This is a genomic window from Halorubrum sp. F4, from assembly GCF_027257195.1.
Taxonomy (GTDB): Archaea; Halobacteriota; Halobacteria; order Halobacteriales; family Haloferacaceae; genus Halorubrum.
In genome coordinates, this window is the sequence record NZ_JAPDFS010000005.1 from 81,878 (window position 1) to 108,441 (window position 26,564).

The 26,564-nt window shown below is 69.6% G+C and carries 27 protein-coding genes; 15 read left to right on the plus strand and 12 right to left on the minus strand.

Annotation, left to right across the window (positions count from 1 at the left end; translation table 11 throughout):
• Positions 1–10: 10 nt before the first annotated feature.
• Positions 11–1,231: a cation:proton antiporter gene (locus tag OKW78_RS13085; protein ID WP_281195625.1), complete on the minus strand. Its 1,221-nt coding sequence runs from the start codon at positions 1,229–1,231 to the stop codon at positions 11–13.
• An 87-nt stretch (positions 1,232–1,318) separates the two neighbouring features.
• Positions 1,319–1,798: a TrkA C-terminal domain-containing protein gene (locus OKW78_RS13090; protein WP_281195601.1), complete on the minus strand. Its 480-nt coding sequence runs from the start codon at positions 1,796–1,798 to the stop codon at positions 1,319–1,321.
• Positions 1,799–1,945: 147 nt separating this feature from the next.
• On the opposite strand from OKW78_RS13090, the gene OKW78_RS13095 reads away from it, so the two are divergent.
• The 3 genes from OKW78_RS13095 to OKW78_RS13105 all read left to right on the plus strand — a co-directional run bounded on the left by OKW78_RS13095 (position 1,946) and on the right by OKW78_RS13105 (position 4,458).
• Positions 1,946–2,242, plus strand: a complete 297-nt coding sequence (locus OKW78_RS13095; RefSeq protein WP_281195602.1) for a hypothetical protein — start codon at positions 1,946–1,948, stop codon at positions 2,240–2,242.
• Between the two features lie 67 nt (positions 2,243–2,309).
• Complete coding sequence (locus tag OKW78_RS13100; RefSeq protein WP_281195603.1) at positions 2,310–3,611, plus strand: ribonuclease catalytic domain-containing protein; 1,302 nt, start codon at positions 2,310–2,312, stop codon at positions 3,609–3,611.
• Between the two features lie 79 nt (positions 3,612–3,690).
• Positions 3,691–4,458: a hypothetical protein gene (locus tag OKW78_RS13105; protein ID WP_281195604.1), complete on the plus strand. Its 768-nt coding sequence runs from the start codon at positions 3,691–3,693 to the stop codon at positions 4,456–4,458.
• A 77-nt stretch (positions 4,459–4,535) separates the two neighbouring features.
• On the opposite strand, the gene leuS is transcribed toward OKW78_RS13105, so the two are convergent.
• Positions 4,536–7,274 carry a leucine--tRNA ligase gene (leuS, locus tag OKW78_RS13110; RefSeq protein ID WP_281195605.1) on the minus strand — a complete coding sequence of 913 codons (2,739 nt, stop codon included), beginning with the start codon at positions 7,272–7,274 and terminating at the stop codon, positions 4,536–4,538.
• Positions 7,275–7,428: 154 nt separating this feature from the next.
• Between leuS and thrC the strand changes: the two genes are divergently transcribed.
• Positions 7,429–8,658 carry a threonine synthase gene (gene thrC, locus OKW78_RS13115; protein ID WP_281195606.1) on the plus strand — a complete coding sequence of 410 codons (1,230 nt, stop codon included), beginning with the start codon at positions 7,429–7,431 and terminating at the stop codon, positions 8,656–8,658.
• Positions 8,659–8,668: 10 nt separating this feature from the next.
• Here thrC and OKW78_RS13120 read toward each other — a convergent pair whose 3' ends face one another.
• Positions 8,669–10,966: a hypothetical protein gene (locus OKW78_RS13120; protein ID WP_281195607.1), complete on the minus strand. Its 2,298-nt coding sequence runs from the start codon at positions 10,964–10,966 to the stop codon at positions 8,669–8,671.
• 83 nt (positions 10,967–11,049) lie between these two features.
• Here OKW78_RS13120 and OKW78_RS13125 point away from each other — a divergent pair, with 83 nt between their 5' ends.
• On the plus strand, positions 11,050–11,472 hold the full coding sequence (locus OKW78_RS13125; RefSeq protein ID WP_281195608.1) for a hypothetical protein: 423 nt from the start codon (positions 11,050–11,052) through the stop codon (positions 11,470–11,472).
• Between the two features lie 250 nt (positions 11,473–11,722).
• Here OKW78_RS13125 and hisE read toward each other — a convergent pair whose 3' ends face one another.
• The 6 genes from hisE to OKW78_RS13155 all read right to left on the minus strand — a co-directional run bounded on the left by hisE (position 11,723) and on the right by OKW78_RS13155 (position 14,922).
• Complete coding sequence (hisE, locus tag OKW78_RS13130) at positions 11,723–12,061, minus strand: phosphoribosyl-ATP diphosphatase (protein WP_281195609.1); 339 nt, start codon at positions 12,059–12,061, stop codon at positions 11,723–11,725.
• Positions 12,058–12,651, minus strand: coding sequence for a pyridoxal 5'-phosphate synthase glutaminase subunit PdxT (gene pdxT, locus OKW78_RS13135; RefSeq protein WP_281195610.1), 594 nt, complete (start codon positions 12,649–12,651; stop codon positions 12,058–12,060). Before pdxT ends, hisE begins: the two co-directional genes overlap by 4 nt.
• Before the next feature lie 69 nt (positions 12,652–12,720).
• Positions 12,721–13,386, minus strand: coding sequence for a cytochrome c biogenesis protein CcdA (locus OKW78_RS13140; RefSeq protein ID WP_281195611.1), 666 nt, complete (start codon positions 13,384–13,386; stop codon positions 12,721–12,723).
• Between the two features lie 19 nt (positions 13,387–13,405).
• Positions 13,406–13,948 carry a TlpA disulfide reductase family protein gene (locus OKW78_RS13145; RefSeq protein WP_281195612.1) on the minus strand — a complete coding sequence of 181 codons (543 nt, stop codon included), beginning with the start codon at positions 13,946–13,948 and terminating at the stop codon, positions 13,406–13,408.
• Between the two features lies 1 nt (position 13,949).
• Complete coding sequence (locus OKW78_RS13150; RefSeq protein WP_281195613.1) at positions 13,950–14,633, minus strand: SCO family protein; 684 nt, start codon at positions 14,631–14,633, stop codon at positions 13,950–13,952.
• Positions 14,634–14,757: 124 nt separating this feature from the next.
• Positions 14,758–14,922: a preprotein translocase subunit Sec61beta gene (locus OKW78_RS13155; RefSeq protein ID WP_122104168.1), complete on the minus strand. Its 165-nt coding sequence runs from the start codon at positions 14,920–14,922 to the stop codon at positions 14,758–14,760.
• Positions 14,923–15,065: 143 nt separating this feature from the next.
• Between OKW78_RS13155 and trxA the strand changes: the two genes are divergently transcribed.
• Complete coding sequence (gene trxA, locus OKW78_RS13160) at positions 15,066–15,335, plus strand: thioredoxin (protein ID WP_281195614.1); 270 nt, start codon at positions 15,066–15,068, stop codon at positions 15,333–15,335.
• A gap of 88 nt (positions 15,336–15,423) precedes the next feature.
• Entirely contained in the window at positions 15,424–15,573 is a 150-nt protein-coding gene (locus OKW78_RS13165; RefSeq protein ID WP_066412216.1) for a 50S ribosomal protein L40e, read from the plus strand.
• 187 nt (positions 15,574–15,760) lie between these two features.
• Here OKW78_RS13165 and OKW78_RS13170 read toward each other — a convergent pair whose 3' ends face one another.
• Positions 15,761–16,459 (minus strand): phosphoglycerol geranylgeranyltransferase, encoded by a 699-nt coding sequence (locus OKW78_RS13170; protein ID WP_281195615.1) that lies wholly within the window; start codon positions 16,457–16,459, stop codon positions 15,761–15,763.
• Positions 16,460–16,556: 97 nt separating this feature from the next.
• Positions 16,557–17,636: a tubulin/FtsZ family protein gene (locus OKW78_RS13175; RefSeq protein WP_281195616.1), complete on the minus strand. Its 1,080-nt coding sequence runs from the start codon at positions 17,634–17,636 to the stop codon at positions 16,557–16,559.
• Positions 17,637–17,710: 74 nt separating this feature from the next.
• Here OKW78_RS13175 and OKW78_RS13180 point away from each other — a divergent pair, with 74 nt between their 5' ends.
• The 8 genes from OKW78_RS13180 to OKW78_RS13215 form a co-directional block, all read left to right on the plus strand.
• The gene (locus OKW78_RS13180) at positions 17,711–18,286 is read left to right on the plus strand and encodes a hypothetical protein (protein WP_281195617.1); all 576 of its coding nucleotides are present in this window, start codon (positions 17,711–17,713) and stop codon (positions 18,284–18,286) included.
• Between the two features lie 60 nt (positions 18,287–18,346).
• The gene (locus OKW78_RS13185; protein ID WP_281195618.1) at positions 18,347–18,838 is read left to right on the plus strand and encodes a hypothetical protein; all 492 of its coding nucleotides are present in this window, start codon (positions 18,347–18,349) and stop codon (positions 18,836–18,838) included.
• Between the two features lie 84 nt (positions 18,839–18,922).
• Entirely contained in the window at positions 18,923–20,791 is a 1,869-nt protein-coding gene (locus tag OKW78_RS13190) for an ATPase, T2SS/T4P/T4SS family (RefSeq protein WP_281195619.1), read from the plus strand.
• A gap of 194 nt (positions 20,792–20,985) precedes the next feature.
• Positions 20,986–22,761, plus strand: a complete 1,776-nt coding sequence (locus tag OKW78_RS13195) for a type II secretion system protein (protein WP_281195626.1) — start codon at positions 20,986–20,988, stop codon at positions 22,759–22,761.
• A gap of 66 nt (positions 22,762–22,827) precedes the next feature.
• Positions 22,828–23,310 (plus strand): hypothetical protein, encoded by a 483-nt coding sequence (locus tag OKW78_RS13200; RefSeq protein ID WP_281195620.1) that lies wholly within the window; start codon positions 22,828–22,830, stop codon positions 23,308–23,310.
• On the plus strand, positions 23,291–23,722 hold the full coding sequence (locus OKW78_RS13205; RefSeq protein WP_281195621.1) for a hypothetical protein: 432 nt from the start codon (positions 23,291–23,293) through the stop codon (positions 23,720–23,722). Before OKW78_RS13200 ends, OKW78_RS13205 begins: the two co-directional genes overlap by 20 nt.
• Complete coding sequence (locus OKW78_RS13210) at positions 23,719–24,276, plus strand: hypothetical protein (RefSeq protein WP_281195622.1); 558 nt, start codon at positions 23,719–23,721, stop codon at positions 24,274–24,276. The genes OKW78_RS13205 and OKW78_RS13210 overlap by 4 nt, the downstream gene beginning before the upstream one ends.
• A 29-nt stretch (positions 24,277–24,305) precedes the next feature.
• A partial coding sequence (locus OKW78_RS13215) for a hypothetical protein (protein ID WP_281195623.1) occupies positions 24,306–26,564 on the plus strand: 2,259 nt, incomplete at its 3' end.

Genomic DNA, 26,564 nt, shown 5'->3' on the forward strand with positions numbered 1-26,564 from the left:
GGGAGTCGGATCAGTCCCCGGCTTCCGGCCCGCTGCCGGCCGGATCCGGGCCGTCAAGCCACGAGACGGCCGTGCGCTCGAACGGCCCGGAATAGCCCATCAGCGTGGTCCCGAGGATCGCCATCACGAGCACGTAGCCGACGGCGAAGGCGTTGATCGTCGCCGCGAGTTCCGGGTCGAACGTCCCGGCGTTCGCGCCGCTTATCGCGATCGTCGCGATGATGAGCGAGAACTCCCCGCGGGTCGTCATTCCGAGGCCGACGCGCGCCGATCGTCGGGTGTCGAGCCCGAACGCCCGCCCCCCCAGATAGCCGCTGACGAGTTTCGTCGGCGTCGTGACGACCACCGCGAGCAGGATCAGACCGAGCACGCCGCCGAAGAGCAGCGGGTCGGTCACGAGCCCGATCCAGAAGAAGAAGACGCCGGCGAACGTGTCACGGAGCGGTTCGAGAAGCCCCTCTAACTGGTGGGCGTGGTCGGTCGAGGAGAACGCCATCCCGACGAAGAAGGCCGCGACAGCCTCGCTGACGCCGAGCGCGAGCGCCGCACCGGCGATGGAGATGAGCACGCCGAGCGTCCGGAGCACGACGGACTCGTGGTCGTCCGTCTCGACGAGCCGGGAGAAGAGGCCGGTCCCGGCGGCCACCAGAAGCAACAACGCGAGGATGAATCCGACCGCGATCCCCACGTCCGTGACCGCCTCCGCGACGCCGCCGCTCCCGAGGACGACCGCCGAGACGACCGCGAGGTACACCGCGATGAAGAGGTCCTCGTAGACGAGGGTACCCAGCATCGGCTCTGCCTCGTCGTTGGCGATCCAGCCGAGGTCGATGAGCGACTTCGTGATCACCGCCGACGAGGAGATGTAGACGATACCGGCGAGGAGGACCGCCGGGAGGAGCGCCCCGAAGACGAGCCACCCGAGGACCAGCCCGGCCCCGAAGTTGATCCCGAGGTCGATCGTCCCCGAGGCCGTTATCTCCTGGCGTCGCGCGAGCAGTCGATCGAGGTTGAACTCCAACCCGAGAAAGAAGAGCAGGAAGACGATCCCGAGCTCCGCGCCGAGCGCGACGAACTCCGACTCGGCGACGTACACCTCGCCGAGGACCGGGAGCCCGACGCGACCGAGGACGAACTCCCCGAGCAGCATCCCGGAGACGATGTAGAAGGGGATCACCGACTGGCCGAGCCGGTTCGCGATCGCTCCGGAGGCGGCGATCGCCGCGAACATGACGCCGACCTCCAGGAGGAGGTCAGCCACGGAGGATCACCGACGAGGGGGACTCGAAGGGGATTCCGGAGAGCGGGGAGCGCGCCGTCATTCGGTGAGGAGTTCCTCGAAGGCCTCGCAGTTCTCGCGGGTGCCGACGCCGATCACCGTGTCGCCCTCCTTCAGCGTCGTGCTCGCCGGCGGGCTGTCGATGGTCTCGTCGTCGCGTTGGATCGCCACGATCGTGAGTCCGGTCCGGTTGCCGATCTCCGCGCTCTCGAGCGTCTCCCCGATCAGCCCGGACCCGGGGTGGAGCTCGTACCACTCGAGGAGGATCCCGCCCGGAAGGGTGGTCTCCTGGGTCGCCGGCTCGAGCGGCTGGAAGTGGGCTCCCTCGATGATCGACCCGATCGTCCGGGCCAGGTCGTCGTCGAACTCGAACACCTTCTGGCTGTCGGCGCTCGGTTCGGGACGGTAGAACAACTCGCGTTTGCCCGTGTTGTGGATGACGACGATCATTTCGCCGTCGTGGAGTTCGATCTCGAACTTCTTGCCGACCCCCGGGAGATCGGATTCGGTGATCGTCATACGGAGTGTACGATCGGCCTCGGTAATAGTCCTGTATACCGATCCCGGATCGAGTTCGACGCCGGAAGCGCTCGCCGGGAGCACCCGTCGGACGGACGTCAGCCGGCGGCACCAAACGCTAAGTAGACCGGGTTCGAGAATGTTCCTATGTGGCGCTCCCCGAGGAGCCAGGACCGTCGGACCGTGGTCTGTATCGCGTGCGGGGAGTCGGTGTTACGCGAGGACGCGCGCGAGTACGACAAGGAGGGAAACCGCTGGGACCGGCGGGACAAGGAGTTCGAGTACCTCTGTGTCGACTGTGACGACGATCTCTGTCACCAGCCCCGCGACGGACTCGAGTCGCTCGTCCTCTCCATCGAGTCCGACGGCCTCTCACAGGAGGAGTTCCTCGACCGGTACACGGACGCCGTCGCCGACTCCGCGAAGCGACGCGACGACGGCTGATCCGACGACCGTCCCGACCGCGACCGTCCCCGACAGGCCTTTCTAACGCACCCCCGTTGGGGTCGGTATGTCAGACGACGAGCCGAAACAGGGCTCCGCCGAGGACCAGGGTCCCGTGACGGTCACGCCGGAGTTGGCCGACCGCCTCGCCGACAAGCGCGAGGACCTGTTCGAGGAGTTCGAGATCCGTGACGAGTTCCCTCCCGAGGTCCTCCGCGAGGCCGAAGCCCGGACCGAGGGCGTCTACGACGAGATCGAAGCCGAGATCGACGAGCGGCGGGACCTCCGCGATCTGACGACGTGGACCACGGACCCGATCGACGCCCAGGACTTCGACGACGCCATCTCGATCGAGCGCGAGGAGGACGCCTACCGGCTGTGGGTCCACATCGCCGACGTGACCCACTACGTCACGCCCGACACCGCGATGTGGGAGGAGGCGGTCGAGCGAGCGAACACCGTCTACCTGCCCGCCTACACGATCCACATGCTCCCGCCGGTGCTCGCCGAGACCGTCTGCTCGCTCGTCCCGGACGAGGACCGGCTCGCACACACGGTGGAGATGGAGATCGACGACGAGACGCTCTCGTTCGAGGACATCGAGATCTACAAGTCGGTGATCAACTCCGACGAGCGGCTCACCTACAACGAGTGCGAGGAGCGGCTGGAGGACCCCTCCTTACCCCTCGGTGAGGAGAACGCGCTCGCGTTCGAGCTGGCCGACCGGATGCACGAACAGCGCAAGGAGGACGGCTCGCTCGTGTTGAACCCCAGCCGCGACCGCGCACACACCATCATCGAGGAGTCGATGCTGAAGGCGAACAAGGCGGTGACACACACCCTGATGTGGGACCGCGGCGTCGAGGCGATGTACCGCGTCCATCCGCAGCCGACGCCCGACCAGTGGAACGAGGCGCTCAAGGAGATCCAGGAGCTCGACGGCGTCTCCATCCCCGGCTCGGCGTGGGGCGACGACCCGCGCAAGGCGGTCAACGCCGCCTTGGAGGAGTCGCCCGACCGCCAGCTCAACAAGATCCAGCGGGCCGTGCTCAAGGTGATGCCGCGCGCGAAGTACATGAACGACCCGTTCGGCGGCCATCACGCGCTCAACTTCGACATCTACGGCCACTTCACCTCGCCCATCCGCCGGCTCTCGGACACCATCAATCACTGGATCGTCCACGAGAACGACGTGCCCGAGAACCTGATCGAGTTGTGCGACCGCGCCAGCGACAAGCAGAAGGACGGCGAGACGGCGGAGCGGCTGTACAAGCAGTTCCTCCAGGAGCAGGGACTCGATCCCTACGCCGTGAACAACCGCGGATTGGAGGTCGTCGAGGACGCCGACGAGGCGAAACACACGGTCTGAAGGGGATTCTCGACGTCGACGCTTCCCGAGCGGACACGGGAGAACAAGAGATTTACTTCTGAGTCGGGGATCAGGAGTCATGCGAACTGCCCTCCTCGTTCTGGTTCTTGTTACCGTCCCTCTTGCGGGGTGTAGCGGTCTTCCGGCGGAAGATACGCCTTCGTCACCGACTGTCGGTTCTCCTACCACTCTCCCGGACGGTCTCTCCGAGAACGGCACCGTTGACACTGAAACCCTGGTCAACGGGCATGTCGAGACGCTCCGAGAGGAGAATTACACCGTCGAAAAGCGGATCGACGTCGAGACGGAGAACGGAACGACGCTGGTGAACTACGCGCACGTGAGCAAGGTCGGGGACGATCGTACACAGGCAGTGGACACACAGACATACGACGACAAGCGCGTTGACTGGTGGCTCAACGGTACCCGCACTGTGAGTCGGACACAGCGATCGAACGGTACCGAGTACTCCGTGAACAACAACGGTGGAGGGGGCACTCTCGGACTACTGGGTGGCGACGCTCTCCGTCAGGCCTTGGATAACGCCGAAGATCCGACGATCACAACGGAAGACGGGACCGTTCAGATCCGCTCTACGACGACACCTGCTGACCTCGTACGGGGATATGAGATCGTCGGTGGAGTGAATATGACGAACCAGACGACCACGGTCACGATGACTGAGGACGGTCGAATAACTCGCTACACCACCGAATTTACCGGCCACCCAGCCGATGACCCTGAAACGACTATCACAGGCACCTACGATCTTCACTACACTGCATACGGCGAAACGACCGTTGAGCGGCCGAGTTGGGTCGAGGACGCCCGAAACGCATCGACATAGCGGGACCAGTAATTCACCAGATAGATGGCGAGAATTTCAACGAACTGATCGGTACGGGAGTCCCCCGTACTGAGCGATCACTCCACGATGTCGATCGCGGGACGACCGGGTTCCGCGTGGCGGGCCGTCTCCGGGTCGGCGTCCGCGGCGCGCTCGACGACGACGGGGGCGTCGAACTCGCGTTCGACCAGCCAGGCGGCCGCGCGCAGCGCGGCGTACTCGTCGTCGCCCGAGAGCGTCTCGGAGAGCGCCTCCCGCTCCGCCTGGAGGTCCTGCCCGTAGGACGCCGCCTCGTCGCCCTGCTCGCGGATGTGGTCTTCGGCCATCAGCTCGCCGATCAGGTTGTCGGCGTCGCTGTCGATCGCGATCTCGAGCGCGTCGTACTTCCAGTCGGGCGCGACGACGACGTCGATCCTCTCGGGGTCCTCGATCCCGGCGACCTCGACGATGTCGCGCACGTCCTCGCGAGTGTTCGTCACTAGTCGTCGACGCCGGTCGACCGTCTCGCGGTCGGCGGTCGCGCTCGGCCAGTCGGCCTCGACGACGAACCCGTCGCGACCGAGCGTCTCCCACAGCTCCTCGGCGAGGTGCGGGGCGACCGGCGCGAGCAGCCGAACGGCGGCGTCCAGTCCGCGCTCGTAGACCGCCGGATGCGGCTCGGCGTGCTCTCGATATCCGCGGAGCGTCCGGACGAGGTCCTGCGCCTCGCGCAACGCGACGTTGAACGTGAGGTCGTCGTACTCGTCGCCGGCGATGACGACGGCGGCGTCGATCTCGTTCGCGACGTACTCGTCGACGGTGTCACGGTCGGCGTCGACGTCGGCGGTCGTCACGTCGCCGGCGGCGTAGCCCTCGACGAGGTCGGCGAGCCGGGCCAGGAACCGGTGTGTCGACTTGACGCCCTCCTCGGACCAGTCGAAGTCGCGCTCGGGCTGGGCGGCCTGCATCATGAACAGCCGGGCGGTGTCCGCGCCGTACTCGTCGACGATCCGCTGGGGGGAGACGACGTTCCCCTTCGATTTGGACATCTTCTCGCCCTCGAGTTGGACCATCCCCTGCGCGAGCAGGTTGGTGAACGGCTCGCGGTGCTCCAAGCCCTCCTCGTCGGCGAGCACCTTGGTGAAGAAGCGCGAGTACAGCAGGTGCATCACGGCGTGTTCGATGCCGCCGACGTACTGGTCGACCGGCATCCAGTCGTTGGCCCGCTCCAGATCGAAGGGGGCGTCCGCGAGGTCCGGCGAGACGTATCGCAGGAAGTACCACGAGGAGTCGACGAACGTGTCCATCGTGTCGGTCTCGCGGGTCGCGGCCGCGCCGCACTCCGGGCACGTCGTCGCCTTCCACTCCTCGGCGGCGTCGAGCGGGTTGCCGGTCGTGTTGATGAACTCGGGCAGCTCGACCGGAAGGTCCTCGTCGGGAACCGACACCGGCCCGCAGTCGTCGCAGTGGACGATCGGGATCGGCGTCCCCCAGTAGCGCTGTCTCGAGATACCCCAGTCGCGCAGCTGGTACTGGGTCGCCGCCGCGGCGCTCTCGATCTCCTCGGTCAGCCGTTCCCGGGCGGTCTCGCTGTCGAGCCCGTCGTACTCGCCGGAGTTCACGAGGACGCCGTCCGCCGTGAACGCCTCCTCGCTCACGTCGGGGACCGTCGGCTCGACGTCATCTCCCGCCGCGTCGCCCTCGACGTCCTCGCCGGGTTCGGGCGCGATCACCGGACGGATCTCGACGTCCTTCTTCGTCGCGAACGCGTAGTCGCGCTCGTCGTGGGCCGGAACGGCCATCAGCGCGCCGGTCCCCACGTCCGAGAGGACGAAGTCGGCGACGAAGACCGGGATCTCCTCGCCGGTGACGGGATTGGTCGCGGTGAGCCCGGTCTCGACGCCGTTGGGCTCGTCGCCGTCGGGATCGGCCTCGTGGTGGACGAAGTCGCGGACCGCGTCGTTCTCCTCGGCCAGCTCCTCGCTTATCGGGTGGTCGGGCGCGAGCGCGAAGAACGTCGCGCCGTGGATCGTGTCGAGGCGGGTCGTGAACGCCGTGACGGGACCGTACTCCCGCGGCTCGGTGCCCTCGCCGCGTCCGTCCGAGGCGCTCCGCGCCTCGCCGACGACGAACTCCACCTCGCTACCGTGTTGCCGGCCGATCCAGTTGCGCTGCATCTGGCGGACCGAGTTCGGCCAACCCTCCAGGTCGTCGATGGCGTCGAGCAGCTCGTCGGCGTACTCGGTGATCGAAAGGAACCACTGGTCCAGGTCGCGGACCTCGACCGGCGTGTCACACCGCCAACACAGCTCGGCGTCGCCCTCGACCTGCTCGTCGGCGAGGACGGTCTCACACGAGGGACACCAGTTCACCTCGGCCTCGCGGCGCTCGACGAGCCCGGCGTCGGAAAAGCGCGAGAAGAGCCACTGGTTCCACTCGTAGTACTCCGGGGTACAGGTGGTGACCTCCCGGTCCCAGTCGTAGCCGAACCCCATCGACTTCATCTGGCCGCGCATCGTGTCGATGCAGTCGAACGTCCAGTCGCGGGGGTTGGTGTCGCGCTCCTTGGCGGCGTTCTCGGCCGGGAGGCCGAACGCGTCCCATCCCATCGGGTGGAGCACGTCGTCGCCGCACATCCGGCGGTAGCGGGCGTACGCGTCGGTGATCGTGTAGTTGCGGACGTGGCCCATGTGGAGCTTCCCGGACGGGTACGGATACATCCCGAGGACGTACGTCGGGTCGTCGACGTCGTCCGGCGTGCGGTACACGGAGGCGTCCGCCCACGCCTCCTGCCACCGACTCTCGACCGCGGTGTGGTCGTAGGGCTCCTGAGACATCTGCTTATATACTCGTGATGCGGTCGGCGTCGTATAGCTTTCCATCCACGGGGAAGCCGACGAACGACGACGGGGGCGTCGACGTCGCGGCCACCGGGGGTCGATCGTGGTCTGCGGCCGATGGATTCTCCTCCCCGCCCGCGGACTCACCGATATGGACCACGTCGAAACGTTGGAGTGTACGCTCTGTGGCGACGAGTACGACCCCGACCAGGTGATCTACACCTGCCCGAACCATCCGGGCGTGAAGGGAATCCTCGAGGTGAAATACGACTACGACCGGGTGCTCGATCGGTTCGACGAACCTCTCGACGGGAGGATCGGCTCGCAGTGGAAGTACCGGGCGTTCCTCCCCGTCGCCGACGACGTCGAACCCGTGACGCTCGGCGAGGGCGGCACTCCCCTGCTCTCCGCGCCCCGACTGGGGGCCGAACTCGACGTCGACCTCCGGGTGAAGGACGACGGCCGCAACCCGACCGGCGTGTTGAAGGACCGCGCGACCGGCGTCTCGGTGACGAAGGCGAGGGAGTTCGGGATCGACGTCGTCACCTGTGCCTCGACCGGAAACGCCGCCGCGTCGCTCGCCGGCTTCGCCGCCCGCGGCGGCTTCGACTGCCGCCTGTTCGTCCCCGGCGACGCCCCGGAGGGAAAACTCGCCCAGCCGCTCGTCTACGGGGCGGACGTCCTCGGCGTCCGCGGCAGCTACGACGAGGCGTACGACCTCAGCATGGAGGTGACCGAGGAGTTCGGCTGGTACAACCGCAACGCCGCGGTCAATCCCTTCCAGGTCGAGGGGAAACGCACCGTCGGCCACGAGCTGGCCGAACAGACTCGTGGAGCAGCCCCCGACTGGCTGGTGTTCTCGATGGGCGACGGCTGTACGATCGCCGGCGGCTGGAAGGGCTTCCGCGAGTTCGCCGAACTCGGACTCGTCGACGAAACGCCGCGAATGCTCGGCGTTCAGGCCGAGGGCGCGAGCGCGATCCACGACGCGTTCCACGACCACGACGACGTCGACGAGGTCGCCGACACGGTCGCCGACAGCATCTCGGTCGGCCGCCCCCGAAACACGGTGAAGGCGTGTTCGGCGCTCGCTGAAAGCGATGGAGAATCGCTGCTCGTGAGCGACGAGGAGATCCTCGCGGCGGAGTCGCTTCTGGGACGAACCGAGGGTATCTACGCCGAACCCGCGGCGGCCACCCCCGTGGCCGGACTCCGGAAGGCCCGCGAGGAGGGGATCGTCGAGGAGGACGAGTCGGTCGTCGTCGTCGTCACCGGAACCGGACTGAAGGACACGGCGAGCGCGATGCGTGCCGGCGGCGAGGTGGCGGGGATCGATCCGGAGATCGACGACGTGATCGACCGGTACGGCGAGGGCAGCTGACGCGACCGCGCTACAGCTTCCCGGCGTCCCGGGCCTGATCGGCTCGGTGGTCGGCCTGTTCCAGCCGGTTTCCGGCCGCGTTCGAGAGCCCGGGCGGAAGCCCGCTTCGAGCCGCCTCGAGCCGCTCGGAGACCCGCTGGAGCCGCTCGGCGACGACCTCCAGCTGTCGGTCCGTGTTCCCTCGGTCGCCCTCGCGGGCTCGCTCCTCGGCCCGTTCCGCGGCCTCGACGACGGCCGCGAGCGCGCGCTCGAGCCCCCGAACCGCGTTTTCGGGACCGCCACCGGAGCCGCCCGAGCCACCCGAATCATCGGTTCCGGAGGACTCGTTGCTTCCGCCGCTACCATCGTCGTCATCGCCGTCGCCGTCGCCGTCATCGTCGCCGTCATCGTCGTCCGTCGCCGCGACCGCCGCGCGCGTCTCCTCCGCGATGTCGGCTAAAAAGCCCGCGAGCGACGCCTTCCCGGTCTCGGGCCGGTCGATCCGGACCCCCTCGTCTGCTTCCACCTCCGTCGCCGGATCCGGGTTGACTCGGTACGCGCCGATCTCCTCGTCGGCGTCGCGCACCTCGGTCGTGTAGGCACCCCCGGAATGAACGTACACCGCGTCCGATCCCTCGGTCGGCGACTCGTAGATCCGGCCCGCGAAGTCGTCCTCGATGGCCGTTCCGACCACGTCGGTCTCCGATTCATCGTCCGTGATCTCCAGTTTCGTCGCGTCCTCGCGCGCGACGAGCGGGATCTCCCCGTCGGCTCCGGCGACCGTCACCGGGTCCGCACCGTCCTCGGCCGGATCGACGGTCAGCCGCTCGCTGTGCGGGGCCCGCCCCGCGCCGTTGACCGTGAGCCGGTGATCGCCGTCCTCGACGTCTCGAACGACCGCGATCCCGCCGAACGTCGGCACCGCCTCCGGGTCGCTCTCGAGGAGGGCGACGGACTCGACGCCCGATTCGGTGGTCGTCAGTCCCTCGTTCTCGGGGGCGTCCTCGCTCGTGACGGCGTCCGTGACCCGCGCCACGACGGTGTTGACCGGCGCGGGCTCGCCGATCGCGTCGTACCGGTCGGCCAGCTCCGCGCGGTGGTTCGGCGCGGTGATGTCGGCGGCGGGGTTGTCGTACCGCGGCTGCTCCCACGGCACACCCGTCGTCGTGAGGTGGCCCGCGACCGCGTCCTCGACCGCTTGCGGGACCGCGAACTCGAAGCTCAACTGCGGGCCGACGAACGCGTCGATGTCCTCGAGTTCCGCGCCGGCGACGAGGTCGTAGGCGACCGTCGTGCTCCGCCCCTCGTTCCCTCCGCCGTCGGCGTCGTCGTCTCCACCGTCGGCGTCGCCAGCCTCGCCCCCTTCGACGCGTTCGGCGTGCTCGAAGGCGATCCCCGTCTCGCGCAGCGGGAGGTCGGTCGGCGGCGACGTCAGCGCGTCGAGCGAGCGCACGGTGAGCGCGCCGTCGATCAGCGACTCGGCGTCGACCGCCGGCAGTCGGTCGTGTTCGTAGACGGGCGAGCCCTCGTACTCCGGAACGACGAACGGGAGCCGCGCGCCCTCGTCTCGGGGCAGCCCGTAGGCGAGCGGCACCTCCGCGAGGTCCGCGATCCCCTCGATCGCGGAGTTCGTGACGTCCGCGAGCAGCCCGTCACCGGTCACGCGCTGGAAGCGGTCGGCCACCTCGTTGACCGACAGCGTCGAGGAGTGCGAGCCGAGCTCGGGGAGGATCCGCGGGACTCGGTCGGGGTCCGGGTCGAGGAACTCGTTGTTGGGAACCCGCCTGGAGTGCGAGCTGGCGACGTACAGCTGTGGCTCGTCGGTGTCGCGGTCGACGAAGACGTGGAGCACCTCCCAGTCGTGCCAGTGGAAGTTGGCCGTGAACTGGTCGAACGCCGAGTAGAACCAGAACTGGACGACGTCGAGCGGCGAGTCCTCGTACTCCACGCCGTGGTAGAAGGCGGTCGGGTTCGGCGGGGTCGGCGTCCCGTCCGGGTCGCCGGCGGTCCCCTCGAAGCGTTCGTGGTACCCGTTCAGCGCGTCGAAGCCGTCGACGACCGTGTCACCGTCTCGGTCGCTCGTGTAGGGTCGCGGGTCGGTCGGGAACCACGGCTCGTGGACGTCGAAGTACAGCGTCGGCGCGAACCGCGTCGCGAGCTCGCGGGCGCGGTCGTCGTCCATCCCGGCCGCCCCGGCGTCGGCCTCCCGTTCGAGGGCCGAACAGCCCGCGATCGAGGCCGTCCCGGCCCCGCCGACTGCGGCGAGAAGCGCCCGACGGCCGAGAACTGCCCGTCCGTCGGGGACCGATCGGGAGGGCTCCGGAGTCATTCCGTTCGGAGACGAGTACAGAGGGGTATAAGCCTTCTGACGCCGGGAGAAGATATTTGCGCGGGGGAGCGCCACTCACCGGTATGGACACCAAACGGGCCCTCTACTACGCGGCGATCGCGATCGGGACGCTGATCGCGGTCAGCGTCCTCGTCTCCGTGATCTCGGCGATCCTGAGCCTGGCGTGGGCGGTCGTCTCCGGGATCCTCACGCTCGCCGTCCTCGCCGGGATCGTCTACGTCGCCTACAAGGCCGGATCGTGGCTGTCGGGAAGCGGTAGCGGCGGAAGCGACTCGACCGATCTCGACTCGATCGGCGGATCGCGGTCCACTTCGTCGACCTCGAGCACGACCTCGAGCGACTCCGCCGCGGATCGGCAGGATCGCCTCCGTCGGCAGTACGTCGAGGGCGAGATCGACGAGACGGAGTTCGAACGACGGATCGCCAAGGAGCTCGAATCGGAGGACCTCGACGACATCGAGCGGGAACTCGAACGGGAGCGGTAGACTGGATCGCGGTCGGCGCGATCCGGTGAGCGGGCCGGCGGCCCGCGAACCGAGCGCGAGGGAGGGCGAGGCGACCTGTCAGCGGTTCGGCGGGTCGCCGAGACCGAGGCTGGGGAGGCATGAGGTGCGGGGCCGTGCGGTCGGGTGGGTCCTTGGCAGTGTTCAGCGCGTTAGCAACCACGTCTCGCCGAGCGCCCGGACCATTGGGGACGTTTTCCGCGGGAAGAGGAACCGGTAGGAAGCCGTTCGATCAAAACCGGTCGCGGAGCTCCCCGCGAAGGTCCTCGAGGTCGAGGTCCTTCATCGAGAGCAACACCAGAAGGTGGTAGACCAGGTCCGCGCTCTCGTAGGTGAGCTCCTCGAGGTCGTCGTCCTTCGCCGCCAGGATCGCCTCCGTCGACTCCTCGCCGATCTTCTCCAACACGGCGTTATCGCCCTTCTCGTGGGTGAAGAGCGAGGCGGTGTAGGATCCCTCCGGCAGCTCCGCCTTCCGCGACTCGATCGTCGCGAACAGCTCGTCGAGGACCGCGTCGTCGGGGATGCGCTCCTCGACGCCGTCGCCGATCCCTCCGTCCGCATCGTCGCTCACGCCACCACCTCGCTTTCGGGGAAAAAGGCCAGGTCGTGGACCCGCGAGTCGTCGGTGAGTTCGGGGTGGAAGGAGGTGGCCAGAACGGGACCGTCCCGCACCGCGACCGGCCGGCCGTCGACCCGCGCGAGCGTCTCGACGCCCTCGCCGACGTCGTCGATGAGCGGCGCGCGGATGAACACCGCGTGGAAGGGCTCGTCCAAGCCGTCGACGGGCACCTTCGCCTCGAAGGAGTCCTTCTGTCGGCCGAAGGCGTTGCGGTCGACGGAGACGTCGACGAGCCCGAGCGCGTCGACCCGGTCGTCCTTCGCGTCCCGAGAGAGGACGATGAGCCCGGCACACGTCGCGAGGACGGGTTTACCGGCCTCAACGTGGTCGCGGATCTCGTCCGCGATCCCCTCGCGGTGGATCAGCCGCGAGATCGTCGTCGACTCCCCGCCCGGCATGAGGAGGACGTCGCAGTCGGGGACGATCCCCGAGTCACGAACCTCGACGACCTCCGCGGACTCGCCGTGTGCGGTCGCGGCGCGGCGGACCGCCTCGGCGTGTTCGGCCACGTCGCCCTGGACGGCGATGACGCCAGCTTTCATACCTCCGCTCGGCGGGGCACGTCCAAAAAGGGCGCGCTACGGCGACCCGTCGCTTTCGGGCCGACCGGCTCAGTAGACGACGAGCGCGAGGTACAGCTGGCCGATCCCCGCCACCACCATCACCGCGCCGGCGAGCCGCTTCAGTTTCCCCGAGTGGGTCATGATCCGGCCGGCATTCGTGAGCAGGCCCATCCCGGTCGCGACCGTCGTCGCGACCATCAGCGCGGCGACGACGCCCGCGTAGGTGCCGAGGAGGAGCACCGCCGCGTTGGTCGGCAGCGCGATCGCGCGGGCGATCACGGCGAGGAAGATCGGTGCGACACAGCCCGCGCCCGCCAGCGCGTACCCCGCGCCGAAGAGCCCGAACCCGAACACGCTCGCCCGGCGCTTCGGGAGGGGGATCGATATCGACGGGGTTCGCCCCGCGAGGACCACCAGCCCGAAGACGACGAGCAGCCCGCCGACGAGCGACTCGAAGACGGTGATGTTCGCGAGCGTCGCGTTGCCGACCCGGACGGTCGCGCCCGCCAGCAGCGCGAAGGTCGCCAGCACGCCGATCCCGGCCGCGATCCCCCGGACTCCCGCGCCCGCGATCGAGACCTCGTTCGCGTCGGTCTGGTTGACGTAGAACCCGACGTATCCGGGCAGGAGCGGGTACGCACACGGCGAGAAGAACGTCGCCACGCCGGAGGCGACCGCGAACGAGAGATCGGTCGCGAGGGCGGTTCCGGTCATCGGCGGAGAGAGCGGTCCGTCATCCCTCGAGGACCGCCTCGATCTCCTCGACGAGCGTGTCGGCCGTGTGGACGCCCGAGTCCGACCATCGGACCCGTCCGGTCCCGTCGATGACGACCGCGGTCGGGTAGCCACCGACTTCCAACTTGGCGGCGAGTTCGGCGGTCCGATCCACCGCAGCCAACCAATCCCCGCCGGTCTCCTCCCACATCTCGACGACCGCCGATTCAGGGACCGCGTCACCGACGTCCTCGGTCGTCACCGAGACGAACAGCACGTCGTCGCCGACCCGATCGTTCGCCTCGGCGAGCGCCGGCATCTGTTCCCAACAAGGGTCACACCACGTTCCGAAGAAGTCGACGAACGTGGCGCGGTCATCGGCCGGCACCGTCACCTCCCCGTCGCGGCTGCCGGGGGCCTCGATCGTGTCGAGCGTGATCGGCTCGACCGGCTCGACGGAGGAACCACCGAGCACGGCCGGCACGGTCCCGGTCGCCACGACGCCGCCCGCGCCCAACACGCCGGCGCTCGCGATCCCGGCGAGGAGGTGCCGTCGGTCCATCCTACCCGTTCACCACCCGTTCGAAGTCCTCGACGAGCCGTTCGACGTCCGTCTGCGGTCCTCTCGGGTACACCCGCTCCACGATCCCCCGCTTGTTCGCCAGCAGTATCAGTCCGTAGTGGGGGAACTGGTACTCCAAGTTCTCGTACTGGTCGGCGGAGGCCTTCTCGATCACGAGCCCGAAGTTCTCGTCCAACAGTTCCTGGCCCCGTTCGTAGCTCTCCGGGCGGAGGAAGTGCCAGTTTCCGGCGTCGAGGTCCACGCCCTGCTGGCCCGCGTACTCGCGGAGAACGTCCGTGGTGTCCCGCTCCGGGTCGAACGTGAGCGCGAGGAACGCCGCCTCGTCGCCGTATCCCTCCTCGGCGGCCACCTCCTGTGCGCGCCGGAGCCGGAGGATGAGCGCGGGACAGACGCCGTCGGGGCAGTTCGTGTAAAAGGAAGTCCAGAGGACGGCCCGCTCGTCCTCGTAATCGGCGGTCGACACCGTCTCGCCGGTGATCGGGTCCGGGACGGACACGTGTGGCATCTCGTCGCCGTAGCTCGGATGTGACGCCTCGCTCAGGGCCTGCTCGGGCGGGTCGAGCACCGTTCCCTCGGGCCCGGAGTCACCCAGGACGCCGAGACAGCCGGCGCTCCCGGCGACGGCGGGGACGGCGAGCGATCGCAGGTAGTGGCGACGATCCATATCGGAACCCGGGCCCTCGTGAATAAGTCCGTTTCGTCCGGTCCCAGTCGATGGGGTCGGAGCGGAACGCCGCTACCGCTCGCTCGTCTCGAAAGCGTGAGTCGGACGGGAAGGGGCGGTCGTCCTACGCGACCGTCAGCGAGAGGACCTGGACGAAGACGCCGAAGAGAACGCAGAACGCGAGGACCGTCTTCGGGTCCATCGCGATCGCGTTCCGGTCCTGCGAGTCGAAGTATCGAACGAGCCCCGCGCTGGACATCAGTCCGCCGGAGTTGCTGCCGCTGCTCATATCCGTCAGTTCTCCGTCCGCGGGCCTAAGCGTTTCGTCTCGAGGAGCACCGCGGGAGCGTCGCGGGAGCGTCGCCGGTCACCCCACCTCCCCGCCGCGTGAGAAACCCTTATCGGCGAGCCGCCGTTACGTGTCGGCGAACCATGACCGTTCGAGTGCTGGATTTCTACGCCGACTGGTGCGGCCCGTGTAAGACGCAGGACCCGATACTGGAGGAGGTCGAAGAGGAGCTCGGCGACGCCTTCGAGCTTCAGAAGGTCGACGTCGACCAGGAACAGGACGTCGCCAACCAGTACCAGGTCCGATCGCTTCCCACGCTGATCGTCGAGAACGACGACGGCGTCGTCGACCGGTTCGTGGGAGTGACTCAAAAGGAGGACATCACCGCCGCGATCTCGGAAGCCGCCGCCTAGTCGACGGTAGTCGACGCGCACACAACGACGGAGCCCACGGCCGAGACGTCTCGCAACCTTTTACAGCGCCCGCGTGCTCACCACGAGTATGGCCAGTTTCGACGCCGCGGAACGCCGCAACCTCGACCGACAGATCTGTATGCGCTGTAACGCCCGCAACGCGCCCGACGCCGGACGCTGCCGCAAGTGCGGCTACACCAAGCTCCGCCCGAAGGCGAAGGAACGCCGCGCGGCGTGAGCTAACCGAATCGATACGCCACGGTCCGGCATCCGGTCGGACGGCCTTCCGCGGATCGATCGCCTCGGAACGACTCCTCCACCGTCTCGGAACGACCTCGCCACTCCGACCGCTAGGTCTCCGTCGCGTGAAAAGTGGTCGAAAACGGAGTGGTCGATCCGGCGTATGACACCCCTTCCGCGGAGCCTCAGGCGTCCTTCGCGCCCCGAACCGTCTCACGGACCGCGTCGACCCCCTCGTCGTGGAGGAGGTCGCCGACGACGATCACGTCGCTGTGGCGCGCCATCGCGTTCGCCGACTCGTAGTCGTGGATCCCGCCGCCGTAAAACAGGGTGGCGTCGTCGAGCGCGTCGCCCGCGGCGGCGACCTTCTCGGTGTCGCCGAAGGTGCCCGAGTACTCCAGATAGACGATCTCCTGGCCGAACATCCGTTCCGCGACCTTCGCGTACGCCGCCACGTCGTCGGCGTCGAGGTCGCAGTTCGCCTCGGTCAGCTCCGCGACCGAGGCGTCCGGGTTCATCACGATGTACGCCTCGGTGTGGGTCCGGTCCCAGTCGAGGTCGTCGATGCGGACCCACTCCTTGTGTGCGCCCGTGATCCAGAAGGGGCCACCAGCGTTGAACACCGTCGGGATCAGGTACCCCTCGAGCGCCGGCGAGTCGATGACGACGCCCGGGTTCGACGGCTCCTGATAGAGCGGGACGTCGTACTCCGCGGCGGCGTCGATGACCCGCGTCATCTTCTCGGCGGTGACGTCGAGGGTCCCCCCGATCTCGATCGCGTCGGTCCCGGTCCGGCACACGTCCTCGAAGGTCTCCCCGTCACGGAGGTCCTTGTCGGGATCGACCTTCAGCACGTGGTCCCAGTCGTCCCACGGGTTGCTCATCGGACGACTGTCCTCCGGGCGGGACCAAAAAGGTGCGGAAGCGCGCCGACGACGGACGACTCCAGGCCGGGGCGCCGCAGTCGGCACCCGGATCGACTCACATCAGGTCGTCGATCTCGTCGTTCTGAAACGCCATCGCGGGATCCGGCTTCGCCTCCGGCTCGTCGCGGACGGCCTGTCGGGCGCGCTCGAGGAACTCCTCGACCCGCGTGGAGCGCTCGACGCCCGCGAGCAACACCACGGCCGCGAGCCGGTCGGAGTCGAGCGGGAAGTCGCCGCCGCGGACCTGCATCGAGCCCGTCTCCTCTTGAAGCCACTTACGAGCCTTCTCCGCGCCCTTCCGTGAGATCCGGTTCGGATCTCCGGCGACCGCGACGAGTCCGGCGTCGGCATCGGTGGCGTTCGGCAGGGAGAGCCCGGTCATCACCGCGCTGCGGACCGCGCTCGTCACCGTGTTGACGTTCTCGCCCGGGTCCTCGGCGGCGGGCGAGGAGGCGTATCCGACCGCCGCCATTCCGCCGGCCCGGAGCGTGTTGATGACCTCACTGGTGTCGACGACGGACTCGCCGACGCCCTGCGTGGCCTCGCCGGCCGCGAGCAGCAGCCCGACGCGCTTCGCCATCGACTCGTTGATCGCGGCGTAGCCGCCCTCGACGCTCTCGCCCGCCGAGCGCCAGGCGTCGTTGTCGAGCAGGATCGTGGCGTCGGCCTCCCTGACGAGCGTCTTCAGCGACCGGCCGGCGTTCACCTGATAGAGCGCGCCCTCGTCGCGGCCGGGGAGCACGCCGAGCGCGTACACCGGCACGTCGTACACTCGCGACAGCTCCCGAACGAGCACCGGCGCGCCGCCGGACCCCGTTCCGCCGCCGAGGCCGGCGACGACGACGACGGCCTCTATCTCCGCGGTCATCCGCGGGGCGAGCGCGTCCAGCACCTCGATCGAGTCCTCGTCCATCACCTCCGCGCCGAGCTCGTTGTCGCCGCCGACGCCGTGACCGTTCACGCGCGACTGTCCGATGAGAACCGTGTCGAGCGGGAGGGGCTCGAGGTCGGCCGCGGCGGTGTTGACGGCGAGCGCGTCACGGACCGCACCGAACCCCATCTCCGCGTCGAACTCGGAGAGGGCGGTCGTGAGCTTCCCGCCCGCCTGTCCGACGCCGACGAGGAGGGCCTTCATGGGTTCACGATGTAGCGCTGACAGTAATACTCTTTCCCCGACCGTTTAAATGTGAAACCGCACCCAGTCGGCGCATGGCGAACCAGCCGAACGCGAGCGGATCGTCGCGGGACCGCGCCCGACTCGAGGAGCGGCTCGACGCGGTCGAACGCGCGCTCACCGGGACGGATCGCACGGTCGCGAGCGTCGTCGACGGGGCGGCGGCCGACGCCGAACGCGAGGCCATCGCGGAGCGGCTCGACGCGGTCGAAGCGCGGATCGAGGAGCTCGAGGCGGCGACCCAGGCGGTCCGCGGATACGCGGGCGCGATCCGCGCGGTCAACCGCGAAGTCGAGCGCCGGGCCGACCTGGCGCTCGCACGAGCCACGGCCGCTCGAGACGGGTCGTCCCCCGGTCCCGAACCCGCCACGGTCGACGAGACCGTCGGGGACGAGAGGGCCGGAGTTCACGAGGTGCCGAGCGAGGACGCGCTCGACGCTGCGATCCCGGACGGGGACCGATCCGCGGGAGGCCGTTCGAGCGCGTCGAACGTCGACGCGCTCACTTCCGAAACGGGGAACGCTTCGCGAGGAGAGTCCAACGACGGATCGAACGGAAACGGATCGGAGACGAAGGGTAACCCGTTGGATCGGCTCCGTGAGGCGCTGTAACGGACATCTCCGCGGATCCTCTGGCCACCGCAACCCGTCCACCGTCGCGGACGCGGAGCCGTGATCCGCGTCGTCCTGACGGTCCTCCTCGCGATCGCGCTCCTGGCCGTCTCGATGCCGACGCTCGAGGACGCCAGAACGGACACGACCGTCGAACGACTCGGAACGGAGACGGATCGTCTCGAGCGTGCCGCGGGAGGACTAGCTGCCGACTCGGTCGCCGTCGGCGATCCGGACCTCGCCGCGCGGACGTCCCTCGTCGTGTCCGCGCCGACCGGGTTCGCCGCGGCACCGATCGAGCGGCTCGCGCTCGTGAATCCGTCTCGAACCGACGTGGGCGCCGAAGGTCGTCTCTCCGGGGGAACCGTCGTTCTCGTGTATCGGCTCCGACACGGTCCGGTTCGATCGGTCCCCGTCGCCCCGCCGACGGACGCGATCGGGATCTCCCTCGAGAACGGGCCGATCGAGCTCGAGCCGGGTGGGGTGACCGGACTCGAACTGCGGTTAGTCGACGACGACGGGCCGACGGTTCGGGTCGTCCGGGTCGCGTAGCCGGATCGAGTGATCGGAGCGTTCGGGTCGCGTAGCCGGTCGTTCGGGCGATCGTTTATATACGATGTCGCGGCCACGACCGCCATGAGTCCGGATCTCCTCTCGATCCCGCGGTTCGGAACCGACGACGGGTGCGGCTGTGACGCGTCGTTCGATCGGCCGGTCGGCACGGGCGTCGACGACCGCGTCGTCCTCGCGGTCGACGCGAACGGCTGTCCGGGTCGCGGGGACCTCGCCGACAGTCCGGCGTGTCTGGCCACCGTGGTCGAGGCGCTCACCGACCGCGACGCCGACGTGGTCCGAACCGAGCACGCCGGCCTCGAACGCGCGTACGCCGGGCGGGCGGCGGCGTGTCTGCTCGCCGCGGGGCGGTTCCGCGAACGCGTCGAGTTCCACGAGACGCGGCTCGCGGAGCGCGTGACTCGCGACCCGGTTGGAGCCGCCCAGGAGGCGGACGGACGCGCGGGGGCGGTCGGACGGATCGTCGCCGAGACGGGACTCGCGGCGGCGATCTCGAGGATCGACCGGACGGCGGACGCACTCAGAGCCCACGTCGGGCCGACCGTGGCGGCGACGCGGATCGCCGCCGACCCGCCGCCGGGAGCGACGCTCGTCGACCGGTGGACCCTCGAGACGGGCGCGACGGTCAGACTCTACGAGGGGAGGGGAGCGCTCCGGACGTACCACCTCACGCCGCCGGCGGCGGCGTTCGACGCGGACGCGTTCGAGACGCTCGACGCCGCGAAGGAGCGGCTCCTCGCCGATCCGACCGGTGGCGATCGCGCACCGGGTCGAGCGGTCAGAGCGGTCGCGGACCCGGACGATCCGACCGACGCGATCACCGCTACGCTCCGTCGCCACACCCACGGGTACGGCGCGTTCGAACACGTCCTCGCCGACGACCGCGTCAGCGACGCGACCCTCTCGGCACCGGTCGCGGAGAACCCGCTCCGCGTCGTCCTCGACGGCGAGCGCTGTCACACGAACGTCAGGCTTCCCCCGGAGGGTGCCGCCACGCTCGCCTCCAGGCTCCGTCGAACGAGCGGTCGGGCGTTCTCTCGGGCGTCCCCGACGCTCGATGCGACCATCGACACCGAGTCGGGAAGCGTTCGGGTGGCGGCGACGACCGCACCCGCCAGCGACGGGCTCTCGTTCACCTTTCGGCGCGGCGATCCGGAGGCCTGGACGCTCGCCCGTCTCGTCGACGTCGGGACGCTCTCGCCGGCGGCTGCCGGTCTCCTCTCCGTCGCCGTCGAGCGCGGCGTCACCGGGCTCGTCGCCGGCGGCCGTGGGGCCGGCAAGACGACCGCGCTCGGTTCCCTGTTGTGGGAGCTGCCGCCCGACGCGCGCTCGATCCTGATCGAGGACACGCCGGAGCTCCCCGCCCCGGCGCTTGCCGACGCCGATCGGGACGTTCAGCGGCTCCGGGTCGGCGACGGTGCGGAGCCGACGCCGACCGAGGCGGTGCGCACCGCGCTCCGGCTCGGCGGCGGAGCGCTCGTCGTTGGCGAGGTCCGCGGCGAGGAGGCGAAGGCGCTGTACGAGGCGATGCGGGTCGGAGCGGCGGGCGAAACCGTTCTCGGGACGATCCACGGCGAGGACCCGGCGGCGGTACGCGAACGCGTCGTCACGGACCTCGGCGTGGGCCTCTCGTCGTTCGCATCCACCGACCTGCTCGTGGTGTTGGACGATCACCGGGTAGAGATGATCGTCGAAGTGACGAGTCACGGCGACGAGGTGAGCTTCGACGCGCTGTTCGATCGAACCCTCGACGGGCTCGAATCCACCGGTCGGATCGAGAGGGGCGAGAGCCGACTCGTCGACGGGCTCACATCCACCGGCGAGTCGTACGCGGACGTCCGGGAGGCGATCGACCGACGCGCCGATCGGGTCCACACGGCGGCGACGACCGGACGGACGACGCCCGATCGCTATGCGGGGTGGGGACGGTGACGGAACCGCGGTCAGCCCGACTCGAGGAAGTCGCGACGAGCGGACGGGACGGCGCGGGACGGAGTCGAAAGGCGAACCGGGAGGGGAACGACGCGAACGATCCGAAACCACGAGCCGCCACCGACCGCAACGGCCGGGACGGGAGCGACGAACGGTCGGCGGTGGAGCGCGCGCTCGAGACGTGCTCCGCGGTCGTGAACGGCGACGCCGGGGAACGTGGAGTCGGGTCGGCCGGGACGGGATCGGACGAACTTCGACGAGCGATCGCGTTCCTCGAGTGGGAGTCGACGGCGGAACGGGTGATAGAGACCGGATATCGCGTCGGAGTCGGCGTGGGACTCGCTTTCGCCGTCGTCGTGCTCCTCGTCGGAGTCGTTCCCGGGGTGTTCGCGGGCGTCTCGGGCGGGCTCGCGGCGACCCACGTGGTCCACCGGGGACCCGTGTGGCTCGCGGCGCTACGGCGGACCCGTGCGCTCGGGGCGGCCCCCGGACTCGTCGGACGGCTCGTCCTCCGGATGCGCCTCGATCCGTCGACGGAACGCGCGGTGCGGTTCGCCGCTCGAACCGGTCGCGGACCGCTCGCGGAGAACCTGTTACGACACGAGCGTCGGTGCGTCAACGGCCCGACTAGCGGGCTCCGCGAGTTCGCCCGTGAGTGGGGTGTATGGTTCCCGGCGATCGAACGGGCGTCGACGCTCGTCCGGACCGCCGCGGCCGCACCGCCTGAACGCCGCGCCCGATGTCTCGATCGTGCACTCGAGACGACGCTGTCGGGGACGACGGAACGACTGGCCGAGTTCGTCGGGGACGTCCAGGGACCGGTGTCGGCGCTGTACGCCTTCGGCGTGCTCCTCCCGCTGGCGCTCGTGACGCTGCTTCCGGCGGCCGCCGCCTCCGGTGTGCCGGTCCCGCCGTCGGCCGTCGCCGGGATCTATCTGGTGGCGCTTCCCGTCGGCCTCCTCGTCGCGGCCGCGTGGCTCCTCTCGAAGCGGCCGGTCGCGTTCCCGCCACCGACGATCGGGAGCGACCATCCGGACGTCCCGGACGGGCGATTCCACGCCGTTGCCGCCGGGATCGCATCCGGCGTGATCGCCTGGATCGCGTCGGGGTCGCTCGTCGCGTCGTGGGCGGCGCCGATCGGCGCCGTCGGCGTCGGGACCGGCACGGGGTTGGTCGTCCTCGTCCGACCGCGACGGGCGGTGCTCTCGGAGATCACGGCGATCGAGAGCGGGCTCCCGGACGCCATGACGATCGTCGGCGGTGACGTGGCCGAGGGCGTCTCGGTCGAGCGCGCGGTCGCCAACGCCGGCGACAAGCTCGACGGCGCGACCGGGACCGTCTGCGAGCTGGCCGCACGGCGCAGCGACACGCTTCGCGTCGACGTTCGAGAGGCGTTCCTGGGCGAGGGAGGTCCGGCGGCGACGGTCCCTTCACCGCGTGTCCAGGGGACGGTCGCCCTGTTGGCGGTCGCTGCACGGGAGGGACGACCGGCCGGCGACGTGTTGTTGGAGCTCGCGGACCAACTGGAGCGGCTTCGCGAACTGGAGCGCGACGCGCGTCGGCAGCTCGCGACGGTGACGGGCACGCTGTCGAACACGGCGGCGGTGTTCGCCCCGCTCGTCGGCGGCGCGACGGTCGCGCTCGCGACCGGCGTCGAGACGATGGGGGCGGACGGGCTCGAGACGACCGCCGCGATGGCGAGCGATCCCCTCGCGGCCGACGCGGCCGCCGGGTCGGCTCCGTCGACGAAAGCGGCAGGCGAGGGTGCCACTACCGTGCTGTCGGTGCCGGTCCTCGGCCGGATCGTCGGCGTCTACGTGGTCCTCCTCTCCGGGATCCTCACCGCGCTGGGAACGGGGCTCGAGCGGGGATTCGACGGAACGCTCGTCGCCTATCGGATCGGGATCGCGCTGCCGACGGCGACGACGACGTACCTCCTCGCGTTCGTTGCGGCGGGAGCGTTGTTGTAGTCCGTTCGTGACGTCGGGCGATCGCTCGCACGACAGTTTATATGCTAAACCGGGGCCATCCGCCCCATGTTCGAGACACACCTCGATGCCACCTACGCGTGGTTCGGCCTCGCGCTGGTGAGCGTCGCGGCCGTCGGCGTGGTCGCGACGCTCCCCACGGCCCCGCCGCCCGACGCCGACGGAGCCGCACACACGATCGGGTCGGTGGCGGAGGGCGAGTACGTCGCGACCGCCGAACACGGTCTCGCCGCCGATCGAATGCGACTCACACCGCGGACGATCGAGCTCACGAGCGGCGGCGGCTCCGCCCGTTCGACGGTCCGCGGGATGGCGATCACGCCCGTTTCGCCCGGCGGATCCGGTGGCGATCCACGACTTCGTCGGGTGCTGAACGGCGTGCCGGCACGAACCGCCTTCGAGGATCCCGAGGCGTTCGCCGACGCGGCGGCACGGGCACGAACCCGGGACCATCGATGGCGGACCGCCCCGCAGCGACTGACCGTTCGGCAGGTTCGATACGGAGGACATCGTGTCACGCTCGTCGGGTGAACGGTTCGGCGAAGAGGACCGCGCCGCGGTGGAGCCGCTCGCCGCGCTGGTCGCCGTCCTCGCGGTCGGCGCGGCCCTCGGACTGTACGTGACCGCGCTCGACGACGCGGCGCCGTCGACGGAGTCCGAGGAGTACGCGGCTGACGCCGTGCTGGATCGGGTCGAACGCGACGTGGCGGGCGGCGGGATCGTTCGGCCGAACGAACTGTCTCGGCTCGACGGGGAGACTCCGGCGACCGTCGAGGTCGTGACGGATCGGCGTCGGTGGCGCGTCGGTCTCGCCGGGGTCGATCCCGCCGCAGGCGGTCGGATCGACCCCCGATCCGAACGCGTCGCGGAGCGGTCGGTGACGGTCGCCGTCGCGCCCGGCGAGAACGTTCGCGGGAAACTCCGGGTGGCGGTTCGTCGATGACGAGCACGGTCCTCGACGTGACGCTGCTGTTGCTCTGCGTCTCCGCGAGCGTCGTCGTGCTCGGCGGCATCGAGGGGAGATCGGACCCGGGAGCGGACGAATCCGCCGCCGACGTCGCTGCCGACCGGATCGTGACCGAGACGGCGACGGTGACGTACGACGTCGCGGGAGGGGACCACGACTCGCGGACGGTTCACGCGACCCTCGCGGAACTCCTCGTCATGGCCGTCGAGGACCGCGGTATCGATTCCGGCACGAGCGATCCCGACGCGATCGATCCTCGGGCCGCCGATCGGTTCCGAGCGGGAGCGATCGAGGCCGTCGAACACGCGATGGGGCCACGGACCCGTCTCGACGTTCGCTACGACGCGGACGGACGGTCCGAGACCACGGAGGAACACGGGACGTCCGATCGACCGGCACGGACGATCGGGACGGGGCCCGAACCGCCGGCGGACACGGACGTCTCCGTCGCCGTCGTCACACACCCGTCGTCGAGCGACACCGAGAGTTCCGAGACCGATCGGTTCCGGATCGTGGTGAGGACGTGGTGACGATGACGAACACGAAACGTGATCGGACGATGTCACTCGCCGACGACGAACGGGCCCGCGTCCCGTTCGCGCTGATCGGCGTGTTGCTCCTCGTGACCAGTTCGGCGTACGCCGCCGGCGTCGTCGATCAGGGGCTCGTGAGCGAGGACCGCAGCGTCGAGCGGGCCGTCGAACGCGCCGACGCGGACACGACCGCGGCTCTCAGGCGTGCCGCACGGGCGGCGGCACACGAGGCCGCCGCGCGACCGGTCACCCGGGCACCGACGGCCGATCCCGACGGCGCGGATCCGGCGGGGAGGGTCGGCGACGCGGACCCGCCGGCCAACGACGACGGAACGGTGTCGACGGGGGCGGTGCGTCCCGTCTCCGCCTTCGAGGACGCGTTCCGGATCCGGCTCGCGCTGGCCGGCACGGAGGCGTTGGACGGGGTGGCCGCCGAGGTCGGCGACGTCTCTGCGACGGCCGGGTTCGAGCGTATCGACGGCTCGATCGCGCCGAGCGACCTCGAGACGCTCCGCGAGACGGTCCGGGTGAGTCCCGTCGCGAACGGGACCGCGACCCGCGTGGTCTTCGAGGACGTGACGGTGACCGCGACCCGGGAGGGCCGCACCGTCGCCGAACGGACGCGGAATCGGACCGTCGTCGTCGCCGTCCCGACGCTCACAGCGCACGAACGGACCGAACGGTTCGAGACGCGGCTGAACCGTGGTCCCGTCGAGGGACCCGGGCTCGGCCGACAGCTGACCGCCAGTATCTACCCGATGGCATGGGCGCGGGGGTACGGCCAGTACGCGAAGGCGCCGATACGGAACGTGATCGCGAACCGGCACGTGGAGCTGTCGACGAACGCCGGGATCGTCAGGACACAGCGGGACGTGTTCGGCACGAGCGACCCGGACGCCAGAGGCGGCGTCGCCGCGGCGACGGCGAGAACCGGACTGAATGACCTCCTCGCACCCACACGGCTCGACGAAGCGGCCTGGAGCGACGCCGTCCTCGACACGCCGACGCCGGATCCGGACGCCGGTGGCGACGGGTTCGGTCCGGCGAGGAACCACGGCGACGAAACCACGACGGTGTCGGTCGGCCACGCCGCGGACGTGGCCGCCGTGTCGACTCACGACGACCTCGAGTCCACGATACGGGACAGCTACCGGGTGGAGGCGTCACTCGACGTCTCGGCCGACCGGTTCGTCGACGGGGGACGGCCGCGACCTCCCCGTCCGAGCGGCGGCGCGGGTCGATGGAGGCGCGTCGGCGTGAGCGTGGACGAGACGACGCGTGTCGTCCCCGACGATGAGGTTCCGTCGGGCGTTCCGTCGGGTACCGTGGAGCCGGGAGAACGACTCGACCTCGGGGAAACGACCCGCGAGGTCAGGATCGAACGGGTCGTGACCGGTCGGTGGAAGCGGGTCGTCCGGCGGATGGTGGTCGTCGAACCGGCGGAGATCGGTCCGAACGGAACCGTACTGGAGCCGGCGACTCGCGAGATGCGTGACGTGGTCGTCGACCGGGAGACGACACACGCGACCGCGACGGATCGGTATCGGGTCGATGTCGACGTGTCAGGAGCGTACGAACCGCGAGACGGCGCGCCCGACCACGCCATCGAGACGTTCGGTGCGGGCACCTCGATCGCGGGCGGAGACCTCGTCGACGTGCCCGGGTCCGCCCGGTCGAAGCTCGGCGTCGACGCCGCCAGTGACGTCGATCGACTGGCACTGGAGGCGGTCGAGGACGGCGACGTGGAGCGCTCGACCGTCGTCTTCGGGGAGCGCTCGACGGCGGCCGTCGAGCGGGTCGGAGCCGACCTCGACGAGCTGCGACGCGAGGTGCGAACGGTCGAAACCGAACTCGCCATGGAGACGATGGCGGTCGGCGACGCCGACCCGTACGGGGAACTCGCCGAAACGCTTCGGGATCGGCGGGACGAACTCGTCGACGCGCCGGAGACCTACGACGGCGCGGTCGACCGGGCGCGGATAGCGGTCAGGATCGACTACCTCGACGCCGTCATCGACGAACTCGAATCGGCCGACGACGACGAGTCGGCCGCGACGGACGAGTTCATCCAGCGAGTGGAGGGGGCGTTCGGCGGCCCCTCGCTCGGGGAGATAATCGCGAGTCGCAAGGCGGCACGGGACACGGATCCGTACCGGGTCGGCGAGGACGGCCCGGGCGGGTCCGTCGCGCTCACGCCGAACGGCTCGCCCGGCTACCTGCCGCGAACCGCCGTCGACGGCGCGGACGTCGGGGCGGTCGACGGGACCACGACGCGGCCGCTCGCC